Source organism: Marinovum sp. E3 (assembly GCF_055755275.1).
Map to the genome: position 1 here is coordinate 255193 of NZ_JBVTQV010000002.1, position 18791 is coordinate 273983.

Annotated in this window: 19 protein-coding genes; 8 read left to right on the plus strand and 11 right to left on the minus strand. The window is 64.0% G+C overall.

Annotation, left to right across the window (positions count from 1 at the left end; translation table 11 throughout):
* Positions 1-2 precede the first annotated feature (2 nt).
* Both AC0J5K_RS18650 and AC0J5K_RS18655 read right to left on the minus strand, forming a co-directional pair.
* A complete protein-coding gene (locus AC0J5K_RS18650; RefSeq protein WP_048534445.1) occupies positions 3-1499 on the minus strand; it encodes a tripartite tricarboxylate transporter permease in 1497 nt (498 codons plus the stop codon).
* A gap of 1 nt (position 1500) precedes the next feature.
* Entirely contained in the window at positions 1501-1776 is a 276-nt protein-coding gene (locus AC0J5K_RS18655; RefSeq protein WP_274563651.1) for a tripartite tricarboxylate transporter TctB family protein, read from the minus strand.
* Between AC0J5K_RS18655 and AC0J5K_RS18660 the strand changes: the two genes are divergently transcribed.
* The gene (locus tag AC0J5K_RS18660; RefSeq protein ID WP_074837595.1) at positions 1775-2044 is read left to right on the plus strand and encodes a DUF2798 domain-containing protein; all 270 of its coding nucleotides are present in this window, start codon (positions 1775-1777) and stop codon (positions 2042-2044) included. The genes AC0J5K_RS18655 and AC0J5K_RS18660 overlap by 2 nt on opposite strands.
* Here AC0J5K_RS18660 and AC0J5K_RS18665 read toward each other — a convergent pair.
* Entirely contained in the window at positions 2010-2288 is a 279-nt protein-coding gene (locus AC0J5K_RS18665; RefSeq protein WP_432760100.1) for a hypothetical protein, read from the minus strand. The two genes, AC0J5K_RS18660 and AC0J5K_RS18665, sit on opposite strands and share 35 nt — an antisense overlap.
* A 339-nt stretch (positions 2289-2627) precedes the next feature.
* A complete protein-coding gene (locus AC0J5K_RS18670) occupies positions 2628-3323 on the minus strand; it encodes a GntR family transcriptional regulator (protein ID WP_274563656.1) in 696 nt (231 codons plus the stop codon).
* Positions 3324-3531: 208 nt separating this feature from the next.
* Between AC0J5K_RS18670 and AC0J5K_RS18675 the strand changes: the two genes are divergently transcribed.
* The 7 genes from AC0J5K_RS18675 to AC0J5K_RS18705 all read left to right on the plus strand — a co-directional run bounded on the left by AC0J5K_RS18675 (position 3532) and on the right by AC0J5K_RS18705 (position 10288).
* Entirely contained in the window at positions 3532-4545 is a 1014-nt protein-coding gene (locus tag AC0J5K_RS18675; RefSeq protein WP_274563657.1) for a transporter substrate-binding domain-containing protein, read from the plus strand.
* 67 nt (positions 4546-4612) lie between these two features.
* On the plus strand, positions 4613-5782 hold the full coding sequence (locus AC0J5K_RS18680; protein ID WP_083416096.1) for an amino acid ABC transporter permease: 1170 nt from the start codon (positions 4613-4615) through the stop codon (positions 5780-5782).
* 3 nt (positions 5783-5785) lie between these two features.
* Positions 5786-6856 (plus strand): amino acid ABC transporter permease, encoded by a 1071-nt coding sequence (locus AC0J5K_RS18685; protein ID WP_085851828.1) that lies wholly within the window; start codon positions 5786-5788, stop codon positions 6854-6856.
* 11 nt (positions 6857-6867) lie between these two features.
* Positions 6868-7614 carry an amino acid ABC transporter ATP-binding protein gene (locus AC0J5K_RS18690; protein WP_274563662.1) on the plus strand — a complete coding sequence of 249 codons (747 nt, stop codon included), beginning with the start codon at positions 6868-6870 and terminating at the stop codon, positions 7612-7614.
* A gap of 1 nt (position 7615) precedes the next feature.
* The gene (locus tag AC0J5K_RS18695; RefSeq protein ID WP_274563663.1) at positions 7616-8545 is read left to right on the plus strand and encodes an aminotransferase class IV; all 930 of its coding nucleotides are present in this window, start codon (positions 7616-7618) and stop codon (positions 8543-8545) included.
* A 32-nt stretch (positions 8546-8577) separates the two neighbouring features.
* Positions 8578-9012 (plus strand): hypothetical protein, encoded by a 435-nt coding sequence (locus tag AC0J5K_RS18700; RefSeq protein WP_274563664.1) that lies wholly within the window; start codon positions 8578-8580, stop codon positions 9010-9012.
* Positions 9013-9205: 193 nt separating this feature from the next.
* Positions 9206-10288 (plus strand): NAD(P)/FAD-dependent oxidoreductase, encoded by a 1083-nt coding sequence (locus tag AC0J5K_RS18705; RefSeq protein ID WP_338020373.1) that lies wholly within the window; start codon positions 9206-9208, stop codon positions 10286-10288.
* A 323-nt stretch (positions 10289-10611) separates the two neighbouring features.
* Here the strand turns inward: AC0J5K_RS18705 and AC0J5K_RS18710 are convergent, their stop codons facing one another.
* Genes AC0J5K_RS18710 through AC0J5K_RS18740 form a run of 7 tightly spaced genes read right to left on the minus strand, consistent with a single transcriptional unit; the run spans position 10612 to position 18673 of the window.
* On the minus strand, positions 10612-11562 hold the full coding sequence (locus tag AC0J5K_RS18710) for an ABC transporter substrate-binding protein (protein ID WP_074837590.1): 951 nt from the start codon (positions 11560-11562) through the stop codon (positions 10612-10614).
* A 29-nt stretch (positions 11563-11591) separates the two neighbouring features.
* Positions 11592-12593 (minus strand): ABC transporter permease, encoded by a 1002-nt coding sequence (locus AC0J5K_RS18715; protein ID WP_074837589.1) that lies wholly within the window; start codon positions 12591-12593, stop codon positions 11592-11594.
* Positions 12593-14107, minus strand: coding sequence for a sugar ABC transporter ATP-binding protein (locus AC0J5K_RS18720; RefSeq protein ID WP_274563669.1), 1515 nt, complete (start codon positions 14105-14107; stop codon positions 12593-12595). Before AC0J5K_RS18720 ends, AC0J5K_RS18715 begins: the two co-directional genes overlap by 1 nt.
* A complete protein-coding gene (locus tag AC0J5K_RS18725; RefSeq protein WP_048534471.1) occupies positions 14104-15246 on the minus strand; it encodes a Gfo/Idh/MocA family protein in 1143 nt (380 codons plus the stop codon). The genes AC0J5K_RS18720 and AC0J5K_RS18725 overlap by 4 nt, the downstream gene beginning before the upstream one ends.
* Complete coding sequence (locus AC0J5K_RS18730; protein ID WP_048534473.1) at positions 15246-16298, minus strand: sugar phosphate isomerase/epimerase family protein; 1053 nt, start codon at positions 16296-16298, stop codon at positions 15246-15248. The genes AC0J5K_RS18725 and AC0J5K_RS18730 overlap by 1 nt, the downstream gene beginning before the upstream one ends.
* A 16-nt stretch (positions 16299-16314) precedes the next feature.
* The gene (gene xylA / locus AC0J5K_RS18735) at positions 16315-17610 is read right to left on the minus strand and encodes a xylose isomerase (RefSeq protein ID WP_274563673.1); all 1296 of its coding nucleotides are present in this window, start codon (positions 17608-17610) and stop codon (positions 16315-16317) included.
* On the minus strand, positions 17603-18673 hold the full coding sequence (locus tag AC0J5K_RS18740) for a LacI family DNA-binding transcriptional regulator (RefSeq protein WP_048534477.1): 1071 nt from the start codon (positions 18671-18673) through the stop codon (positions 17603-17605). The genes xylA and AC0J5K_RS18740 overlap by 8 nt, the downstream gene beginning before the upstream one ends.
* Between the last annotated feature and the right edge of the window lie 118 nt (positions 18674-18791).

An 18791-nucleotide genomic window follows, 5' to 3' on the forward strand; every position in this document is an offset into this window, starting at 1 on the left:
GCTCACGCCGCCTTGGTGCCGCGACGACGGCGCATCGCCTTGGCGATGGGCCAGGCAATCACCAAAAGCGTCGCAAGAGCCAGCGCCGCGGAAATCGGGCGGGTCAAGAGTTCTGTTGCGTCACCGCGGCTGATCAGCAAGGCGCGGCGGACGCTCTGTTCGGCCATGGGGCCGAGGATCATCCCGAGGATGATCGGTGCCAGCGGCACGTTCACCTTCTCCAGGAAATACCCCGCGAGGCCGGCGGCGAGCATCACCCAGAGGTCGACCGGGCGGCCATTGATGACGTAGACGCCCACACACATCAGGATCAGGATCGAAGGCACCAGGAGCACGCCGGGCAGGCGCTGGAACTGGGCGAAGACGCGTGTGGCGACGGCGCCTCCGAGGGCGAAGATCAACACCGAGGTGAGCAGCATCTCCATCATGAAGCCGCCCACCAGGACCGGATTCTGGTGGAAGAGCTGCGGGCCGGGTTGCAGCCCGTGGATGGTCAGCGCGCTGAGCACCAGCGCCGCGACCACGTTGCCGGGGATGCCAAGCGACAGCGCCGGGATCATCGAGGCGGCATTGTCGGCATTGTTGCCGCATTCCGCCGCCGCCACGCCCTGCGGATTGCCCTTGCCGAAGCTCGACGGGTCATCCGAGGCATTCTTGGCCGCATTGTAACTGAGGAAGGCCGCGATATTGCCGCCCGCGCCGGGCAGGATGCCGACGCCGATGCCGATGCCGGATGCACGGATCCAGGTCGGGATCAGCCCGCGCACCTCGCCGGGCTTGAAGGGCACATTGGTCAGCTTGAGTTGCGCCGCCGACAGCCCCTTGAGATCGGTCTTTTCGGCCAGTTGCAGCACGGGTGGTAGTGCGTAGAGCCCCACCAGCACCACGATCAGGTCGAGCCCGCCCAGAAGCCAGGTCTGGCCAAACGTGAACCGCGCCTGCCCCGAGAGGTTGTCGATCCCCAAGGTGCCGATCAAGAGCCCCAGCACCGCGGCCATGATGCCCTTGACCGGGTCGGAGCCGACCATGACGCCGACCGAGGCCATGCCGAAGATCGCGATCCAAAAGTACTCGGCAGGACCGAAGAACAGCGTCACGCGTGCCAGAAGCGGTCCGACGGTCATCAGGGCGATGGCGCTGGCGATGCCGCCCACGGCCGACGACCAGCTGGCGATCTTCAGGGCCTTGGCGGCTTCGCCCTTGTCGGCCATCGGGAAGCCGTCGAAGGTGGTGGCGATCGAGGCGGGCGTGCCGGGAATGCGCAGCAGGATCGCCGGGATCGCGCCGCCATACATCGATCCGTTGTAGATGCCCGCCACCATGGCGAGCGCCACCAGCGGGTCCATCGAATAGGTCAGCGGCAGCAGAAGCGCGATGGCCATCACCGGGTTCAGCCCCGGCAGCGCGCCGATGAAGACACCCAGCAGCGTGGCGCCGATCATCGCCGTCAGCGGCCCGAAGGACAGGACGTGGGCAAGCGCGTTGGTATAGAATTCCATATCAGGCTCCGGCGGCGAAGAGGGACAAAAGAGCCTCGCGCGGCAGCGGCTTTTCCAACAGCACCGAGAAGACGAGGTAGATCAGCACCATGAAAACCAGCGCCACGATCAGCGCATAGACCAGCTGGCGGAAGCCCAGCGCCATGGGCAGCGCCAGCATCAGCAGGAAAGAGGCGGTGTAGAAACCCAAGGGCACAACCAGCGCCACATAGATTGTCGCGATCACCGCGGCGATGATCATCTGGGCGGTGCTGATGCCGATTGCCATGATACTCATGGCGCTTCTGGGCAAACTGGCCGAACGGCGCTTTCCCGAGATCGCGCCACTCAAGCGCAACATCGCCCTTGGGCTTGTCACGTCGGTGATCATGCAGTCTCTTGTGGCGGCCATATCGGCGGGCACCGTGGTCGGCTTTGCGGATGGCGATCTGTTCCGGCAGGCATGGGCCACTGCCTTCGTCACCGCCTTCCCGGTCGGGCTGGCTTTGGCCTTGTTGCTGACCACGCTGATCAAGCCCGGGCTTGAAAGTTTTTTGCGCCGCTGAGCCCCGCGAGCGTCCCACCGATCGATAAGGGCGAGAAGACAGAAACCACGCCATGCCCACCCGCAAACCGGTGTCTGCAATCGTCTTCGACGTCAATGAAACACTGCGCGACATCGCCGCCGTCATGCACCTCGGATTGCTCGCGCGCGACCTCGATGGGAAAGGAGTCGCCGACCCAGATCTGGCCGTGCGGATGCGAGTTGGAACAGTCCTTTACCACGCCCTTGTATTCGAAGATCGCCACCCAGTCGTGATCCTCGAGGAATGGGGCATGCAAAGCGCCGCGCTGCCGGAGATCACCATCAAACTGCCGGCCAGCAAGCGATGAGGTGCGGTACGATCTTGACGGCAGCTCATATCAACGAAGCACCGACGCAAAACAAACGGTCGTGCACAGGCGGAATTTGGAAGCCTGGTCCCTCAGCTTCGTCTAATTCCGCTCAATTGAGCCCCGCTTCCAGCCAGGCCGGTGGCGTGGCGCTGGTTCGACCCGTCTGCGCGGCCTCGGCACATTGCGCGAGCGCGCCGAAACGCACGGCCCGTCTGGACAGGGGCCCGGTCTGTGTCAACTGCGCGTCCAGTCTCACGCGCCGTCCTCTCCGAGGCCCGGTTGTTCGAGATATGTCACCTTCATGAAGTCAGCGATCCGGTCTTCGAACACGCGGGTGTGGTTGTGGGCCAGCCGGTCGGCCTCGGCCTCGTCTTGCGCCGCGATTGCAGAGACCATCAGGTGATGTTCGGGGCTGAGCGGGAATTCGGAGCCGCTCTTTCGCACATGGGCAAAGTGAAAGTGCAGGATGCGGCGGCCTTCGTCGAGCATCCGTTCGTAGCTTTGCGCGAGGTAGCGGTTGCCGCCCGCGTTGGCGATGGACATGTGAAAAACCTTGTTGGCCTCGGACAGCGCCAGCGCCTGGCCTGTGGGGCAGAGCGCATCGTAATCATGGGCCGCCCGCGACATTGCGGCGATATCAGCTTCGGTCCGGTGCCGGGCGGCCAGCCGCGTGGTGGCGCGTTGCAGGTAATCCACTGCCTCTACAAAGCGGGGCAGAGTGGCGATATCCAGCGGCGCGACGATAGTGGAGCGGTTGGGCAGCATCTGCACCAGCCCGACCGCCGAGAGCCGGATAAGCGCCTCACGGATCGGCGAGCGCGACATGCCGAACCGGGCGGCAAGCGCGGTCTCGTCCAGCGCCGTGCCGGGAGCGAGCTTGAGTTCTAGAATTTCGTCGCGCAGCGCGTCCAGCACATGCCTGGAGCCGCCTCCGCGTTTACGGGCCATCCTGGGTTCGCTGTCTGGTTCGGCGTTTCGCATCGCATTCGTCCAATTTTTTGAGCAGATGGCCCGGTATTCACAAAGATTATGGCCTCGTCAGGAACGGGCCCGACTCAAGTTTATTGACATGTCGACTTCGTGTCGACTAGCTTTCGGTTAACTCTTGTCGACAAACTGTCGGCACAACCAAGCCAACCAAAAGGGAGACCTTCCAATGAAATTTCTTCTGACAGCAGCCGCGGCGCTGGGCCTGATGGCGGGGGCGGCCTCGGCGCAGAGCCGGCTGGAGACTGTGCAGGAACGCGGCAAACTTCTTTGCAGCGGTCACAACGGCAGTTATCTGGGCTTTGCCGAAGTCGACGATCAAGGCAACTGGGAGGGTCTCGACATCGACCTGTGCCGGGGCTTGGCGGCGTCGCTCTTCGGCAAGGCCGAGGGCCATCTGGACATCGTACCGATCTCTTGGGCACAACGTTGGCCCGCGCTGCAATCGGGCGATATCGACGTGATCATCAAGCTCTCGGGCTGGTCGCAAAGCCGCGACACCGAACTGAACCTGGCTTTTTCCAACCCCTATTTCGTGGCCGGTTTCCACGTCATGACCAATGCCGACCTGGGCGTTGAATCCGTGGCCGGCCTCGACGGCGGCTCGATCTGCGTCTCGGCGGGCACCACCACTGAGCGCTTCCTGGCGGCCTATGTCGAGAAACTGGGCATCGACGTCGAGATTATCGTCTTCGAATCCGGCGACGAGGTGCGAACCGCCTATTTCAATGGCCGCTGCGATGGGTTGACCCTGCTGGCGCCGCCGCTGGCCGCTGCCCGGGCGACCTCGGAAAACCCTGAGGCGCATGTGATCCTGCCCGACGTGATCGCGCTGGAGCCGGAAGGCATTATCGTGCCCGAGGGCGATCCGAAATGGCTGGACGTGATGAACTGGATGTTGTCGTCGCTCTGGTTCGCCGAGCTGAACGGCATCACCAGCGAGAACGTGGACGAGATCAAGGCCAACCCGCCCTCGGCACAGATTGGCAAGTTTCTCGGCGTGACGCCGGGCTATGGTTCGCGGCTGGGGCTGTCGGATGACTGGGCCTACAACCTGATCACGGAAGTTGGCAACTACGCCGAGATCTATGACCGCAACATCGGCGTGCCCTATGCGTTGCCGCGCGCGAAGAACAACCTCTACATCAATGGCGGCCTGTTCTACCCGCTGATGGTCGACTGAAACCGTCGCGCCGGCGTCCGGGCTTCGGCCCGGGCGTCGGACCCTTCCGCGTCAACGGAGCCTCTCCATGATCTCGCTTCTCAGACAGAAATCCTTTCGCGATACCGCGTCTCAGGTGGGCTTCATCGGCGTGCTGATCTTGCTGGTGGTCACCTTCGCGCTGACCGCAAAGACCAATCTGGACGCGCAGGGCATGACTTCGGGCTTCGGCTTCCTGGAGCGCGCCACGGGCTGGGGCGTCAGCTTTTCACTGATCCCATTCGACACCAACGACACCTACGCCCGGGTGATCCTCGTCGGGCTGCTGAACTCACTGTTTCTCGGCGCGATTTCTTTGACGCTGGCGACCGTGATCGGCATCGGCATCGGCATCATGCGGGTGTCGGGCAACAAGATGGCCGAGCTGATTGGGACTGTCTATGTCGAGATCTTCCGCAACCTGCCATTGCTCTTGCAGGCCTTCTTCTGGTACGCGGTGCTGACCACGCTGCCCCGGCCTCGCGATGCGCTGGAGTTTGGTGGGGTGGCGTTTCTCAACGGACGCGGCGCCTACCTGCCTGGCCTGAATGTCACAGGCTTTTCGGTCTTTCTCGCGGCGATAGCGCTGGCGGTCACTGTTGGTCTCTGGCTCTGGCTCCGGTCGGCGCGGCGCTTTGCCCGGATGGCGCCGCACATCAAGAAGGCGTGGTCTCGCGGCCTCTGGCTGGGCTGGGCGGCGCTGGCCGTGGCCCTTTTGTGGGCCGGCCGCATCCCCGAAACGCCGCTTTTGAGCATACCCACCCTCAAGGGCCTGAACTTCCGCGGAGGCATCCGCGTCTCGCCCGAGCTTCTGACCTGCATCATCGCCATCTCGGTCTATGGCGGTGCCTATATCGGCGAGATCGTGCGCGCGGGCTTCAACGCCGTGGGCAAGGGCCAGAGTGAGGCCGGCCACGCGCTGGGCCTGAGCACCTGGCAGACCTTCACCCGCATCCGTCTGCCACTGGCGATCCGTGCTGTCATGCCGATGCTGATCAACCAGTACGTCTGGCTGTTCAAATCCACAACCATCGGCATCGCCGTGGGCTTCGTGGATTTCTTCATGGTGATCTCGACCTCGATCAACCAGTCGGGCCAGACGCTTGAACTGATTGCCATCCTGATGGGCGGGTTTCTTGTCATCAACTATTCCATGGCCTGGGTGCTCAATCGCGTGAACGACGCGATCAAGCTCAAGGGCACGCAGCTGAGGACCTGAGCGATGGACGCGACCTTGCCAAGACAGACCCGTCTGCGCGCGCTGCGCACCGACTACTTCTCGACCCGCCTCGATACGCTCGTCACGCTCGGCTTCGGCCTGCTGGCGGCCTGGGTGCTGTGGTCGCTCTTTGACTGGGGCGTGCTGCACGCGGTCTGGAGCGCCGAGAATCGCGAGGCCTGCGGCCACGGAGCCGAGGGCGCCTGCTGGGCCGTGATCGATGCGCGTTGGCGGCTGATCTTATTCGGGCTCTACCCGTTCGAAGAACAATGGCGTTCCGCCCTGGCCTGCGCGGTGATCGTGCTGACCGGCGGGGCCTCTTGCGCGCCATGGTTCTGGACGGCGCGGCGGTTGGCAGCTCTGTGGGTGGCAGGGTTCGTGACCTTTTACGTTCTGATGCGTGGCGGGGTCTTCGGGCTGACCGAAGTGTCCGAGCAGAACTGGGGCGGGCTGTCGCTGACCATCTTCATCTTTGCCAGCGTGACGCTGCTGGGGATGCCGCTGGCCATCGTCTTTGCGCTTCTCCGCCGGTCGCAACTGCCGTGGATCGCGCGCACAATGGGCGTAATCATCGACGCCATCCGCTCGCTCCCGCTTCTGTCGATCATGTTCACCTTTGCCATCGTGCTGCCGTTCGTGCTGCCCGGCTGGATGATCGGCGACAAGCTGCACCGGGTGATCGCGGGCTACGCGCTGTTCTTTGCCTGCTACCAGGCCGAGATCATCCGCGGCGGCATCCAGTCGCTGCCCGGCGGCCAGGAAGAGGCAGCACAGGCGCTGGGCCTGGGCTACTGGCACCGGATCGGACATATCATCCTGCCGCAGGCGTTCCGCAATGCGCTGCCCGCGACGATCAACCAGCTGGTGATCACCTTCAAGGAAACCTCGCTGGTTGTCATCATAGGCTTTTTCGAGATCCTCGCCTCGGGCAATGCCGCCTATGGCAACTCGGAATGGAATTTCGCCCATGTCGAAGTCTACGCCTTTGTCGGGCTGATCTACTTCGTCTTCGTCTTCGCGCTGTCCCGCTACGGCGCCTACCTTGAACGCCGCATGGCCGTGGCCGAGCGCTAGGAGTTTATCCCATGCCCACTTCGCAAACCGCCGTCCAGATCAGCAGGATGGACAAATGGTACGGCACCTTCCACGCCCTCAAGGGCATCGACCTGACGGTGGCCAAGGGCGAAAAGATCGTCGTCTGCGGCCCTTCGGGCTCGGGCAAGTCGACGCTGATCCGCTGTATCAACCGGCTCGAGGAGCATCAGGCGGGGTCGATCAACGTGCTGGGCACCGAACTGGACGACAACCTCGACAATATCGACGAAATCCGCCGCGAGACCGGCATGGTGTTCCAGCATTTCAACCTGTTTCCGCACATGACGATCCTGGAAAACTGCATCCTCGCGCCCAAATTGGTGCGCAAGCAGTCCCGCGCCGAGGCGGAAGAGGTGGCGATGGAATATCTCACCCGCGTCAAGATCCCCGAGCAGGCCGACAAGTATCCCGGCCAGCTCTCCGGTGGCCAGCAACAGCGGGTGGCGATTGCCCGCGCGCTCTGTATGAAGCCCGAGATCATGCTGTTCGACGAACCCACCTCGGCGCTGGACCCGGAGATGATCTCCGAGGTGCTCGATGTCATGGTGGGCCTCGCACAGGACGGGATGACGATGATCTGCGTCACTCACGAGATGGGCTTTGCCCGCCAGGTCGCCGACCGGGTGATCTTCATGGCCGACGGCGAGATCGTCGAAGAGGCCGCCCCCGAAACCTTCTTCACCGCTCCGAAACACGAACGCGCACAGGCCTTTCTCGGCCAGATACTGGGACACTGACATGACGACGATTGATCTCGACAAGAAGACCACCCATGACGCAGAGCACGACCGACGCAATGACGAGATCCTGATCTACGTCAATGGCGAATTGAAACCCAAGGCCGAGGCGATGGTGTCAGTCTATGATTCCGGTTTCATGTTAGGCGACGGCATGTGGGAGGGGATGCGGCTCTACAACGGAAAATGGGCCTTCTTCGACGAACACATGGACCGACTGTTCAATTCGCTCAAAGCAGTCTCCATCGACCTTGGTATCGGGCCGGACGACATCCTCGAGATCCTGAACAAGACGGCCGAGGCCAACGGCATGACGACCGACGCCCATTGCCGCCTGATGATCACGCGCGGGCGCAAGGCCAAGCCCTTCCAGCACCCGGGCCTGAGCCGTTGGGGCGCCACCATCGTCGCGATCATCGAGCATTCGAAGCCCGTGGACCGGTTGCAGACCAAGGGCATTCGCCTCGCCACCGTGCCGCAGGTGCGCGGTCTGCCGATGAGCCAGGACGCGAAGTTCAACAGCCATTCCAAATTGAATTGCGTGATCGCCTGCCTCCAGGCGGAACAGGCCGGAGCCGACGAAGGGCTGATGCTTGATCCGCATGGTTTCGTGAACACCACCAACGCCTGCAACTTTTTCATTGTGCGCCGCGGCGAGGTCTGGACCTCGACCGGCGACTACTGCATGAACGGCGTCACCCGGCAGAAGGTGATCGACCTGTGCCGCGACAATGGCATCCCGGCCTTCGAGAGGAACTATTCGCTGTATGAAGCCTACGGCGCCGAAGAGGCCTTCCTGACGGGCACCTTCGGCGCCCAGACCCCGGTGGCAGAGATTGACGGCAAAGCCATTGGCACCGGCGACCGACCCATTACCAGGCGCATCCGGGAACTTTACAAGGAGCTCGTGGCGCGGAACACCGCCGCATGAACCTGTAGGCGATCAACAAACGCGGCCTTGTCATGATCGGCTCCGACTTCTTGAACCTGGCGCTGCTTGCGGGCTGGTTCGCCGCCGGTGTCAGGCGCGAGGCAGTGACAATGAGCGACCCCGCCGCAGGCGCCGGCGGTTCTGGTCATAGACGTCAAGCCGCCGGCGCCGGATCAGCTCATGCCGTCGCTGGCGGAGTATGGCGCCGGCGAGCCCATCATTGTCACTGTCGCGACCGACGCGCCGGTCGGCTATTGCAAGGGGTATTTGGGCGCCGGGATACCGATCGTACGCAACATGCCAAACCTGCCCGCCTCGGTCAGCCACGCGGCGACGGCAATAGTGGCGCAACCGGGGCCAAGGAATTCGTTGGCGCCCGCAAGAAAACGCAGTTGATCGACAATCTGGGCTACCTGCCGGAGATGCGGCGCGGCGACACCTTGCTCGGCAGGCGCCACGACAAATGACGGTGTGTCGCAGGACACAGCCTTCAAAAACTTGCCGAAGTCATGTGAGGATACCGGGACACTTGGCCCTTTCCGGCCGGGTGTCCCCGAAGGGAGAGACCGAAGGACTGCGGGCCCTCCCCGTCACCCAAATGACCAGCGGCCTGCGCCAAGGACCCTCCACCGCCTTCCCGCCCTGAAAGGAATTGCCCCCATGTCCAAACACATCGCCATCATTGGCGGCGGCTACATCGGCGCTGAACTCGCGAAATCGCTCGACAATGCCGCGGAGGTCACCCTGATCGAGCCGCGCAGCCATTTCGTTCATGCACCCGCAATGATCCGCGCCGTCGTCGATCCTGCGCTGCTCGACCGCGCCCTGATCCCCTACGACCGCCTATTGAAGAACGGACGGGTTCTGCGCGCCCGTGCGAACGGCATCGATGCCGACGGCGTGACGCTGGACGACGGCCAAAGAGTCGCAGCCGATTACATCGTCGTCGCCACTGGCTCATCCAATGCCACGCCCTTCAAACCTGTCGGAGACGACATCGACGGGCTGCGGCAGGCCAACCAGCGCGTTCACGACCAGCTGAACGCGGCCCGGAGGATCGGTATCGTCGGCGCGGGGGCCGTCGGCACCGAGCTGGCGGGGGAGATAGCCCATGCCATGCCGGACAAGGAGATCACGCTGATCTCGGATACAGGCCGCCTGTTTCCCACCATGCCGGAGAAGCTCGGCACGGCGTTGGCCAGCAAGCTGCGCGACGCCGGCGTGACCCTGGTACTCGGCAAAAGGGCCGAGAACCTGCAAAGCCTGACCGAGCCTTACGCGGGCCGCCTGAAGCTGTCGGACGGGTCGGAGCTGGAGTTCGACCTGATCTTCCCCGTCCTCGGCTCACGCGCCAGTTCCGAGTTGCTCGACGGCCTGCCGGACACGCAGAAGAGCACCGCGAACCGGGTCAAGGTGGATCGGTGGCTGCGCCCGTCGTCGCTGCCCAACGTCTTGGCCGCCGGAGACCTGGCCGATGCGGGGGACGGCATGACCATCGTCGCGACCAGCCGTCAGCTGCCCTGGCTCAAGGCAACGCTCAAAGGGTTCATTTCGGGCAAGCCGCTCGAACAGATGAAACCCTACAAGCCATGGGGCCCCAAGGCGCCGATCCTTGTGCCGCTCGGGCCGAAGCGCGGCAATTCTTTCCTCGGCCTGTTCACGGCAGGGGACCTTCTGACGCGCAAGATGAAAGGCGAGAACCTGTTCGTGAGAAAATACAGCAAGCTGCTGAACCGCGCGTGAGCGGCTGCGGACAGGGGATGTCCAGACGCGTTCGACAGCATAGCGCGGGCCTGCGATGGCAGCCACCAACAACGGCTTTGCCTTTGGCTCGCTGCCGTGACTGGAGGCGTTGCGCCCTTTGCTCGTCGACCGTCACCAGGGTCGCTCAGGTGCGGCCCGTCGTTCTTAACCGCCGACGCAATCGCCAAATCGCAGAGCCGACGCCGCCGCCAACCCGTTCGTTGTCCATGAAAGGGGTGAAGGCCGGGTTTGCCACGAATGCGCAGGAACCAGTGTAAGGGGAGCATCCCCCGCAGCGCTGCGGGGGATCCGTGGCAGCGCGATCAGAACGGGCTGTCGGGATAATAGAATTGTTCCGCGTTCTCCGGCGTGATCAGCACCGAACCGATGGTGAAGGTGCCCGAGACCGGCGCGGTCGAGGTCATGCCCACCGCCGTCAGTTCGATCGCAGTGGCGATCATCGACGGCGGATAGGTCACGTCGGCCGGGATCATGGTGTCGCCGTCCATGACGCGCTTGACCATCTCCTTCATGCCGGCGCCGCCCAGCACGAATTGCACGTCGTCGCGGCCCGCCGCATCGATCGCTGCCAGAACGCCCACCGCCATGTCATCATCCGAAGCCCAGACCGCATCGATCTGCTCGTGCTTGGACAGGAAATCCTGCATCACGTTGAAGCTGTCGTCGCGGTTCCAGTTGCCGTGCTCCATGTCGATGATCTCGATGCCCGAGCCTTCGATGGCGCTTTCAAAGCCCGCCACGCGCTCGTTGTCGATGGTCGTCGGGATGCCGCGCAGCACGACGATCTTGCCGCCGTCGGGCATTTTCGAGGCCATGTATTCGCCCGAAACCCGGCCGAAGCCCGGGTTGTCGCCAGCGACATAGAGATCCTCGATCCCCTCGACCGAAAGACCGCGATCGACCACCGTCACCCAGGCGCCGCCTTCGGCCACCGCCTGCACCGGCGAGGTCAGCGGCTCGCTCTCGAACGGCAGCACCACCAGCGCGCTGATGTTGCGGGTCGCCACCATGTCCTCGATGTCATTGACCTGCTTGCCCGGATCCGAGGCCGTGGCCAGCACGAAATCGAGCTCGGGATAGACCTCTTCCAGCCGTTTCACCGCCTCCTGCGCGTGAAAGTTCATGCCCCCGGCCCAGCCGTGGGTGGCGGCGGGGATCGAGACGCCAATCACCTTGGCGTCCTGCGCCATGGCCATGCCGGCGGTGACCGCCGCGGCGACCAGCCCGGTTGCGAATGTCTTCAAATATGTCATTGCTTTCCTCCCTTGGAACGGCGGGGCTTTCAGCCCTTCGCCTTGGCTTCGCGCTGCAAAATGACAGCGAGAATGATGATGACCCCCTGGATCGCGCCGTTCAGGTAGGGCGACACCAGGTCGGTCAGATTGAGAATGTTGTCGATCAGGCTCAGGATCAGCACGCCGATCACCGTGCCCCAGACCCGGCCGAAACCGCCCTTGAGCACGGTGCCGCCGATGATTACCGCGGCAATCGCCTCGAGTTCCCAGAGCACGCCGGTCGAGGCCGAGGCCGAGCCCAGCCGCGGCACATACATGATGGTGGCCACCCCCACCAGCACACCGAGCATGGCATAGGTGGCAAGCCGGGTGCGGTTCACGTTGACGTTGGAATAATGCGCAACGTGCTCGCTCGATCCGGTGGCGGCACAATGCCGGCCGAAACGGGCCCGGCTCATGACCACTTCGCCGATGATCACCACCAGCGCAAAGACGATGATCGGCCAGGACACCCCGAGAATGCCGTCGAAATAGACCGGCCGATAGAAGGTGCGGAGCCCGAAATCCAGGCTCAGCGTGCCGCCGTCGGCCAGCCAGGTGACGAGGCTGCGATAGATGCCCATGGTGCCGAGGGTGACGATGAAGGCCTCGATCCCCAGCGTGGTGATCAGAAAGCCGTTCAAGAGCCCGGCCAGCAGCCCGGCAATCAGCGCCGTCGCCATCCCCAGCAGAATGATCGGCACGCCCACCCCCAGCACCGGCAGCGCGGCGTTCATCACCAGAATCATCAACCCGGCAATAAAGGCCGCCATCGACCCCACCGAGAGATCCAGCCCGCCGGCGGTGATCACGAAGGTCATGCCCACCGCGATGATCCCGATAAAGGCCGAGCGCGCCAGCACGTTGGTGATATTGCCCGCACCGAGGAAATTCGGGTTCATCATCGCCCCGATCGCCACCAGAACCAGAAGCGCGATGACAGGCCCCAGCACCGACATCGACGGCAGTTTGCGCCGACGCTCCGGCATGTTCACGGTTTCGCTTGCCATCAGGCTGCCCTTTCCTTGGGATCGGCGCCGACACCCATGGCGTGGCGCACGATGGCTTCTTCGGTGATCGCCTCTCCGGCAAGTTCCCCGGCAATCCGACCCTGCCGCATCACCAGAACGCGATTGGCCAGGCCGATGATCTCTTGCATCTCGGATGAAATCACGACGATCCCATGGCCCGAAGCCGCAAGATCGCTCAGGAAGGCATAGATCTGTTGCTTGGTGCCGATGTCGATGCCGCGGGTCGGCTCGTCGACGATCAGGATCTGCGGCTCGCTCTGCATGACCTTGGCCAGAAGCAGCTTCTGCTGGTTGCCGCCCGAGAGGTTGCCGACCCGCACGTCGCGCCGCCCGGCGCGAATGTCGAATTCCCGAATGGCCCGGGTCAGGGCCGCATCCTCGGCCTTTTGGTCGATCAGCAGGCCGCCAAATCTGGCGAGCGCCTGCAAGGTCAGGTTCTCGCGCATGCCCTTGTCCAGCAGCAGACCCCGCAGCTTGCGATCCTCGGTCAGGTAACACAGCCGGTGCCTGAGCGCATCCGAGGGTTTGCGGATCTGCACGCTTTGCCCTGCGATCTCGGTTCGGTCCGCCCGGGCGATGCGCAGCCCGCAGAGCCCCTCCATCGCCTCGGTCCGGCCCGAGCCGACAAGCCCCGCGATCCCGAGGATTTCGCCGGCGCGCAACGCAAAGCTCACGCCTTCGGCAAAGCCCGGCACATCCAGCCCGTCGACGCGCAGCAGCACCGGAGCATCCGCCGCCACTTCAGCCTTGGCGGGATAGAGATCGGAGACGTCGCGCCCGACCATCGCCGTCGCCATCTGGTCTTCGCTCATGTCACGTACGGGCGCGGCCTGCACCACCATGCCATCGCGCATTACGCTGACCCGGTCGGCGATCTGCTTTACCTCGCCCAGCTTGTGCGAGGTAAAGACGATCGCCGTGCCCGTGGCACGCAGGGCCTCGACCTGTTCGAACAGGATGGCAGCCTCGGCATTGGTCAGCACCGCTGTCGGCTCATCCATGATCAGCACACGGGCGTCGCGGCCCAGCGCCTTGGCGATCTCGACCATCTGCTTGTCGGAATTCGACAATTTCGACACCGGCGTATCCGGGTCCACCCGGCATTTCACCCGTGCCAGGTACTCGCGTGAGCGCCGCCGCATCTCGGCCTTGTCGAGCAGGAGCCCCTTGCGCAGCTCGCGCCCCAGGAAAATGTTCTGTTCCACCGTCAGCTGCTCGGCGAGGTTGAATTCCTGGTGGATCAGCACGATCCCCGCCGCCTCGCCCTCATGCAGCGAGGCAAAACTCACCTCTTCCCCGTCGAGAAGAATCCGCCCCGACGAGGCAGGTTGATAACCGGCGAGACATTTCATCGCCGTCGATTTGCCCGCCCCGTTCTCGCCGATCAGCGCCAGCACCTCGCCGGCGCGGATATCCAGATCGACACCGTGCAGAACCTCGACCGGGCCGAAGCTCTTGTGCACGTTGCGCAGCGACAGGACGGGCTCGGTCACAGCGTCACCCAGGCGGTATTGTCCTGCGACGACCGCACGCAGGCGCCGATGAAGGCCATGCCGTCCAGCCCGGCGCCGATCCCCGGCAGCAGCCCAAGCGCTGCGTCACGGTCGGCACCGCTCTGGACCGCACGGATCGCATCGGCGGCGCCGCCGTAGATATTGGCGAAGCCTTCCAGATAGCCTTCGGGGTGGCCCGGCGGCACACGGCTTACCGCATTGGCGGCGTCCGAGGCGCCCGCCCCCATCCGCGTGATCCGCCGCGTGGCCTCTCCATGCGGCGTGAACCAGAGCTCGTTGGGATTTTCCTGCGCCCATTCCAGCCCGCCTTTGGTGCCAAAGACCCTGAGCCGCAGCGCGTTTTCGCAGCCCGGCGCCACCTGCGAACACCACAACATCCCCCGCGCACCGCCATCGAAGCGCAGCATCACATGGGCGTTGTCGTCAAGCTTGCGCCCGGTCCCGAAGCTGTGCAGGTCGGCCGCCAGCTCCGCCCCCTTCAGTCCGGTCACGAAACAGGCGAGGTTGTAGGCATGGGTGCCGATGTCGCCGATCGACCCGCCAGCGCCCGAACGCGCCGGATCGGTGCGCCATTCCGCCTGTTTGACGCCGGCGGCTTCGACCGCATCGGTCATCCAGTCCTGCGGATATTCCGCCTGCACGACGCGGATCTCTCCCAGATCGCCCTGTGCCACCATCTCGCGCGCCTGACGCACCAGCGGATAGCCGGTGTAATTATGCGTCAGCACGAACACCGCCTTGCTGTCGGCCACCGCATGGCGCAGCGCCTCGGCATCCTCTTGCGTCGCGGTCAGCGGCTTGTCGCAGATCACATGGATGCCACGCTCGAGAAACGCCCGGGCGGCGGCGGCATGCACATGGTTCGGTGTGACGATGCTGACCGCCTCGATCCCGTCGTCGCGGCCGGCCTCGCGTTCGGCCATCTCCTCGAAGGTGCCATAAGAGCGATCTTCCGCCAGCCCCAGCGCCGCGCCGCTGGTGCGCGCCTTCTCGGGGGTTGAACTCAAGGCGCCGGCCACCAGTTCGAAGCGGTCGTCAATGCGGCTGGCGATGCGGTGCACCGCGCCGATAAAGGCGTCCGTGCCGCCGCCCACCATGCCCAGTCTGATACGGTCCATCAGTCGATCCCCAATAGCTTGCGGTTCATGTCCTCGTCGGCGCCGCCGGCGAAATCGTCAAAGGCATGCGGCGTGACCCGGATGATGTGATCCTTGACGAAGGCCGCGCCCTCGCGCGCGCCGTCTTCGGGATGTTTCAGGCAGCATTCCCATTCGACCACGGCCCAGCCGTCGAAATCATGTGCCGCCATCTTGGAAAAGATCGCCCCGAAATCAACCTGCCCGTCACCCAGGCTGCGGAACCGCCCGGCCCGCTTTTCCCAGGGCTGGAACCCGCCGTAGACGCCCTTGCGCCCGGTCGGGTTGAACTCGGCATCCTTGACGTGAAACATCTTGATGCGATCGGCGTAGATGTCGATATTATCAAGGTAATCAAGGCATTGCAGAACATAGTGGCTGGGATCGTAGAGCATGTTGCAGCGCGCATGCCCGTCCAGCCTTTCGAGGAACATCTCGAAGGTGTCGCCGTCGTGCAGATCCTCCATCGGGTGAATTTCGTAGCAGACGTCTACGCCGCAGTCGTCGGCATGGTCGAGGATCGGCCGCCAGCGCCGGGCCAACTCGTCAAACGCCGTCTCGACCATGCCTTCGGGGCGCTGGGGAAAGGGATAGACAAACGGCCAGCACAGCCCGCCGGAAAAAGTCACATGCTGCCCGATGCCCAGGTTCCTGGACGCGGTCAGCGCCTTTTTCACCTGTTCAATGGCCCAGTCGGTGCGTTCCTTGGGCTTGCCCTGCACCTCGGGCGCGGCAAAGCCATCGACCCAGGCGTCATAGGCGGGGTGCACCGCCACAAGCTGGCCGATGATATGGGTCGACAAATCCGTCACCTCGACGCCATTGGCGCGCGCCTGGCCGACCCATTCGTCGCAATAGTCCTTCGACGTCGCCAGCTTGTCGAGATCGACCAGCCGCGCGTCCCAGACCGGCACCTGCACCCCCTTGTAACCGCAGTCCGCCGCCCATTTTGTGATGCCGTCCCAGGAATTGAACGGCGCCGCGTCGCCGGCGAATTGCGCCAGGAACAGACCGGGCCCCTTGATCGTCTTCATTGCAAATACCTCCCTGTCAAACGTAGCGATTGACGATGTTCTCGAGTATCTCCTGCCGCCCGGAAATCGGCTCGGGCGTGATCTCTCCGGCCTCGACCGGGGCCGCTACCGTGGCCAGATCGGCCCCCAGCATGGCCTGGGCCGCCGCGCTCTCCCAGCCGGCGTAGCGCGCCCGCCGGGGCGTCTCCAGGGCGTCATCCTCCAGCATCCGCGCCGCTGCCTTGAGCCCGCGGGCACAGACATCCATCGCCCCGACATGCGCCGCCACCAGATCCACCGGATCGAGCGACTGCCGCCGCAGCTTGGCGTCGAAATTTGTGCCACCCCGGCCCAGCCCGCCGGCCTTGAGGATCTCGTAATAGGCCAGTGCCACCTCGGGCACATTGTTGGGAAACTGGTCGGTGTCCCAGCCCGACTGGTAATCGTTGCGGTTCATGTCGATCGAGCCGAGGATCCCCAACTCGCGCGCCAGAGCCAATTCGTGTTCGAACGAATGCCCGGCCAGGATCGCATGCCCCTGCTCGATATTGACCTTCACGTCCTTTTCGAGCCCGAAGCGCTGCAAGAAACCGTACACCGTCGCCACATCGTAGTCATACTGATGTTTGGTCGGCTCCTGCGGTTTGGGTTCGATCAGGATTTGCCCCTCGAACCCGATCTTGTGCTTGTAGTCCACCACCATGCTCAGGAAGCGGCCCATCCGTTCCATCTCCTGACCGAGATCGGTGTTGAGCAGTGTTTCATAGCCCTCGCGCCCGCCCCAGAGCACATAGTTCTGCCCCTTGAGCCTGTGGGTCGCATCGAGACAGGTCTTTACCGTCGCCGCCGACCAGGCATAGACATCCGGATCGGGGTTGGTCGCCGCGCCGGACATGAAACGGCGATGCGAAAACAGGTTTGCCGTGCCCCAGAGCAGTTTGACCTTCGCGCCCTCCATCTTTTCTTCGAACAGATCGATGATGGCGTCGAAATTCGACCGGCTTTCGGCAAAACTTGCGCCCTCGGGCCGGATATCGGCATCATGCCAGCAGAAATACGGCACCCCGAGCAGGTCGAAGAGTTCGAAGGCCACATCCGCCTTGAGCCGCGCCGCAGCCATTTCGGCGCCGAACCAGGGCCGGTCAAAGGTCTGGCCGCCAAAGGGATCGCCGCCGGGCCAGGCAAAGCTGTGCCAATAGGCGACGGCAAACCGCAGGTGATCCTCCAACCGCTTGCCCATGACCGTCTCGTCAGGATCATAATGTCGAAAGGCCAGCCCCTCGGCCTCGGGGTCGAAACGCACCGGCGCAAGATCGCCAAAGAAATCACTCATGAACGGGGTCTCCAATTTGGGATGCCACTGCCGCCGGGGGCAGGTTTTCACGCAGGTAGATCGCCGGCACGATCGGCGCCGGCGCAGCCAGATCGCGCCGGTCGGCCATCGCGCGCAAACATTCGAGCGCGGTCTGAATTTCATCTTCGGGCCGTTGATCGATCACCACGTCTACCAGACCGGTCTCGAGCGCCTGGCGCGAATGCGCCACCAACTCATGAAGCACCACGATCGGCCGGCCTTCGGCGCGCCGCGCCAGCACCCGCACCAGCCCGGCATTGCCCGCGCCGGCGCTGTAGATCGCGGTGATCTCGGGGTCTTCGGCCAGCCGCCGGTGCAATTCGGCCTCGACAATGTCATGCCGGTCGCGGCCTTCGATCAGCGGCGCCGAGGTGACCCGCCCGCCAGCTTCGGCCAGGGTGTCCTGCATGCCGGCCAGCCGCTCGGCGTGGTCATGCGCCGTGGCGACTCCGACAATCGGCAGCACCCGCCCGCCCCGGTCGCCATGCGCCAGCAGCAGCAACCGCCCGGCGGTGCGCCCGGCAATCGTGTTGTCGATCCCGACATAGCCATCCGGTCGGGCGCCCTGGACATCGGCCACCAGCGTCAGCACCGCCACCCCCTGCGCCCGCAGCGCATCGATGGCGGCACAGACCCGGGCATCATCGGTGCCCACCAGCGCGACGCCGTCCACCTTGTCTTCGGCCAGCCGTTCGAGACAACCGACAAGCGCCGCCGCATCAAAGGCCGCGACGCTTTCCACCATCAGCGCGACCCGCGACACCAGCATCTCGGGCCGGGCTGTTTCCAGGATGTTGCGCAACCGCTGAAAGAAACTGTTCGGCCCTTCGGGAATGACAAAGGCAAAGCGATAGGTCCGCTTCTGCGCCAGGTTGGCGGCGGCGACATTGCGCACATAGCCAAGATCTTCGATGGCGGCCCGCACCCGGCGCACCGATTTTTCGGCCACGCCACCACGATTGTTGATCACGCGGTCCGCGGTGGCATAGCTCACCCCAGCCCGGCGCGCCACATCGCTCAAGGTTGGCGTCTGCCTGTCCATCGATTCCTCCCTCGGGCAACAGAGCAGTGAAAAAGATAGACGTCAATCATTTTTTGATAGGCGTCTATCTTTTTGCTCCCGCCCGGAACGGACACACCGAATTTCGCGTTGGTGCGTT

Bases quoted from the DNA above. Each gene is read 5' to 3' on its own strand.
- AC0J5K_RS18675 (WP_274563657.1), top strand. From the start codon at position 3,532: ATGAAATTTCTTCTGACAGCAGCCGCGGCGCTGGGCCTGATGGCGGGG.
- AC0J5K_RS18740 (WP_048534477.1), bottom strand. From the start codon at position 18,673: ATGGACAGGCAGACGCCAACCTTGAGCGATGTGGCGCGCCGGGCTGGG.
- AC0J5K_RS18730 (WP_048534473.1), bottom strand. From the start codon at position 16,298: ATGAAGACGATCAAGGGGCCCGGTCTGTTCCTGGCGCAATTCGCCGGC.
- AC0J5K_RS18690 (WP_274563662.1), top strand. From the start codon at position 6,868: ATGCCCACTTCGCAAACCGCCGTCCAGATCAGCAGGATGGACAAATGG.
- AC0J5K_RS18660 (WP_074837595.1), top strand. From the start codon at position 1,775: ATGGCGCTTCTGGGCAAACTGGCCGAACGGCGCTTTCCCGAGATCGCG.
- AC0J5K_RS18650 (WP_048534445.1), bottom strand. From the start codon at position 1,499: ATGGAATTCTATACCAACGCGCTTGCCCACGTCCTGTCCTTCGGGCCG.
- xylA (WP_274563673.1), bottom strand. From the start codon at position 17,610: ATGAGTGATTTCTTTGGCGATCTTGCGCCGGTGCGTTTCGACCCCGAG.
- AC0J5K_RS18655 (WP_274563651.1), bottom strand. From the start codon at position 1,776: ATGAGTATCATGGCAATCGGCATCAGCACCGCCCAGATGATCATCGCC.
- AC0J5K_RS18680 (WP_083416096.1), top strand. From the start codon at position 4,613: ATGATCTCGCTTCTCAGACAGAAATCCTTTCGCGATACCGCGTCTCAG.
- AC0J5K_RS18715 (WP_074837589.1), bottom strand. From the start codon at position 12,593: ATGGCAAGCGAAACCGTGAACATGCCGGAGCGTCGGCGCAAACTGCCG.
- AC0J5K_RS18705 (WP_338020373.1), top strand. From the start codon at position 9,206: ATGTCCAAACACATCGCCATCATTGGCGGCGGCTACATCGGCGCTGAA.
- AC0J5K_RS18670 (WP_274563656.1), bottom strand. From the start codon at position 3,323: ATGGCCCGTAAACGCGGAGGCGGCTCCAGGCATGTGCTGGACGCGCTG.
- AC0J5K_RS18700 (WP_274563664.1), top strand. From the start codon at position 8,578: ATGATCGGCTCCGACTTCTTGAACCTGGCGCTGCTTGCGGGCTGGTTC.
- AC0J5K_RS18685 (WP_085851828.1), top strand. From the start codon at position 5,786: ATGGACGCGACCTTGCCAAGACAGACCCGTCTGCGCGCGCTGCGCACC.
- AC0J5K_RS18725 (WP_048534471.1), bottom strand. From the start codon at position 15,246: ATGGACCGTATCAGACTGGGCATGGTGGGCGGCGGCACGGACGCCTTT.
- AC0J5K_RS18695 (WP_274563663.1), top strand. From the start codon at position 7,616: ATGACGACGATTGATCTCGACAAGAAGACCACCCATGACGCAGAGCAC.
- AC0J5K_RS18710 (WP_074837590.1), bottom strand. From the start codon at position 11,562: ATGACATATTTGAAGACATTCGCAACCGGGCTGGTCGCCGCGGCGGTC.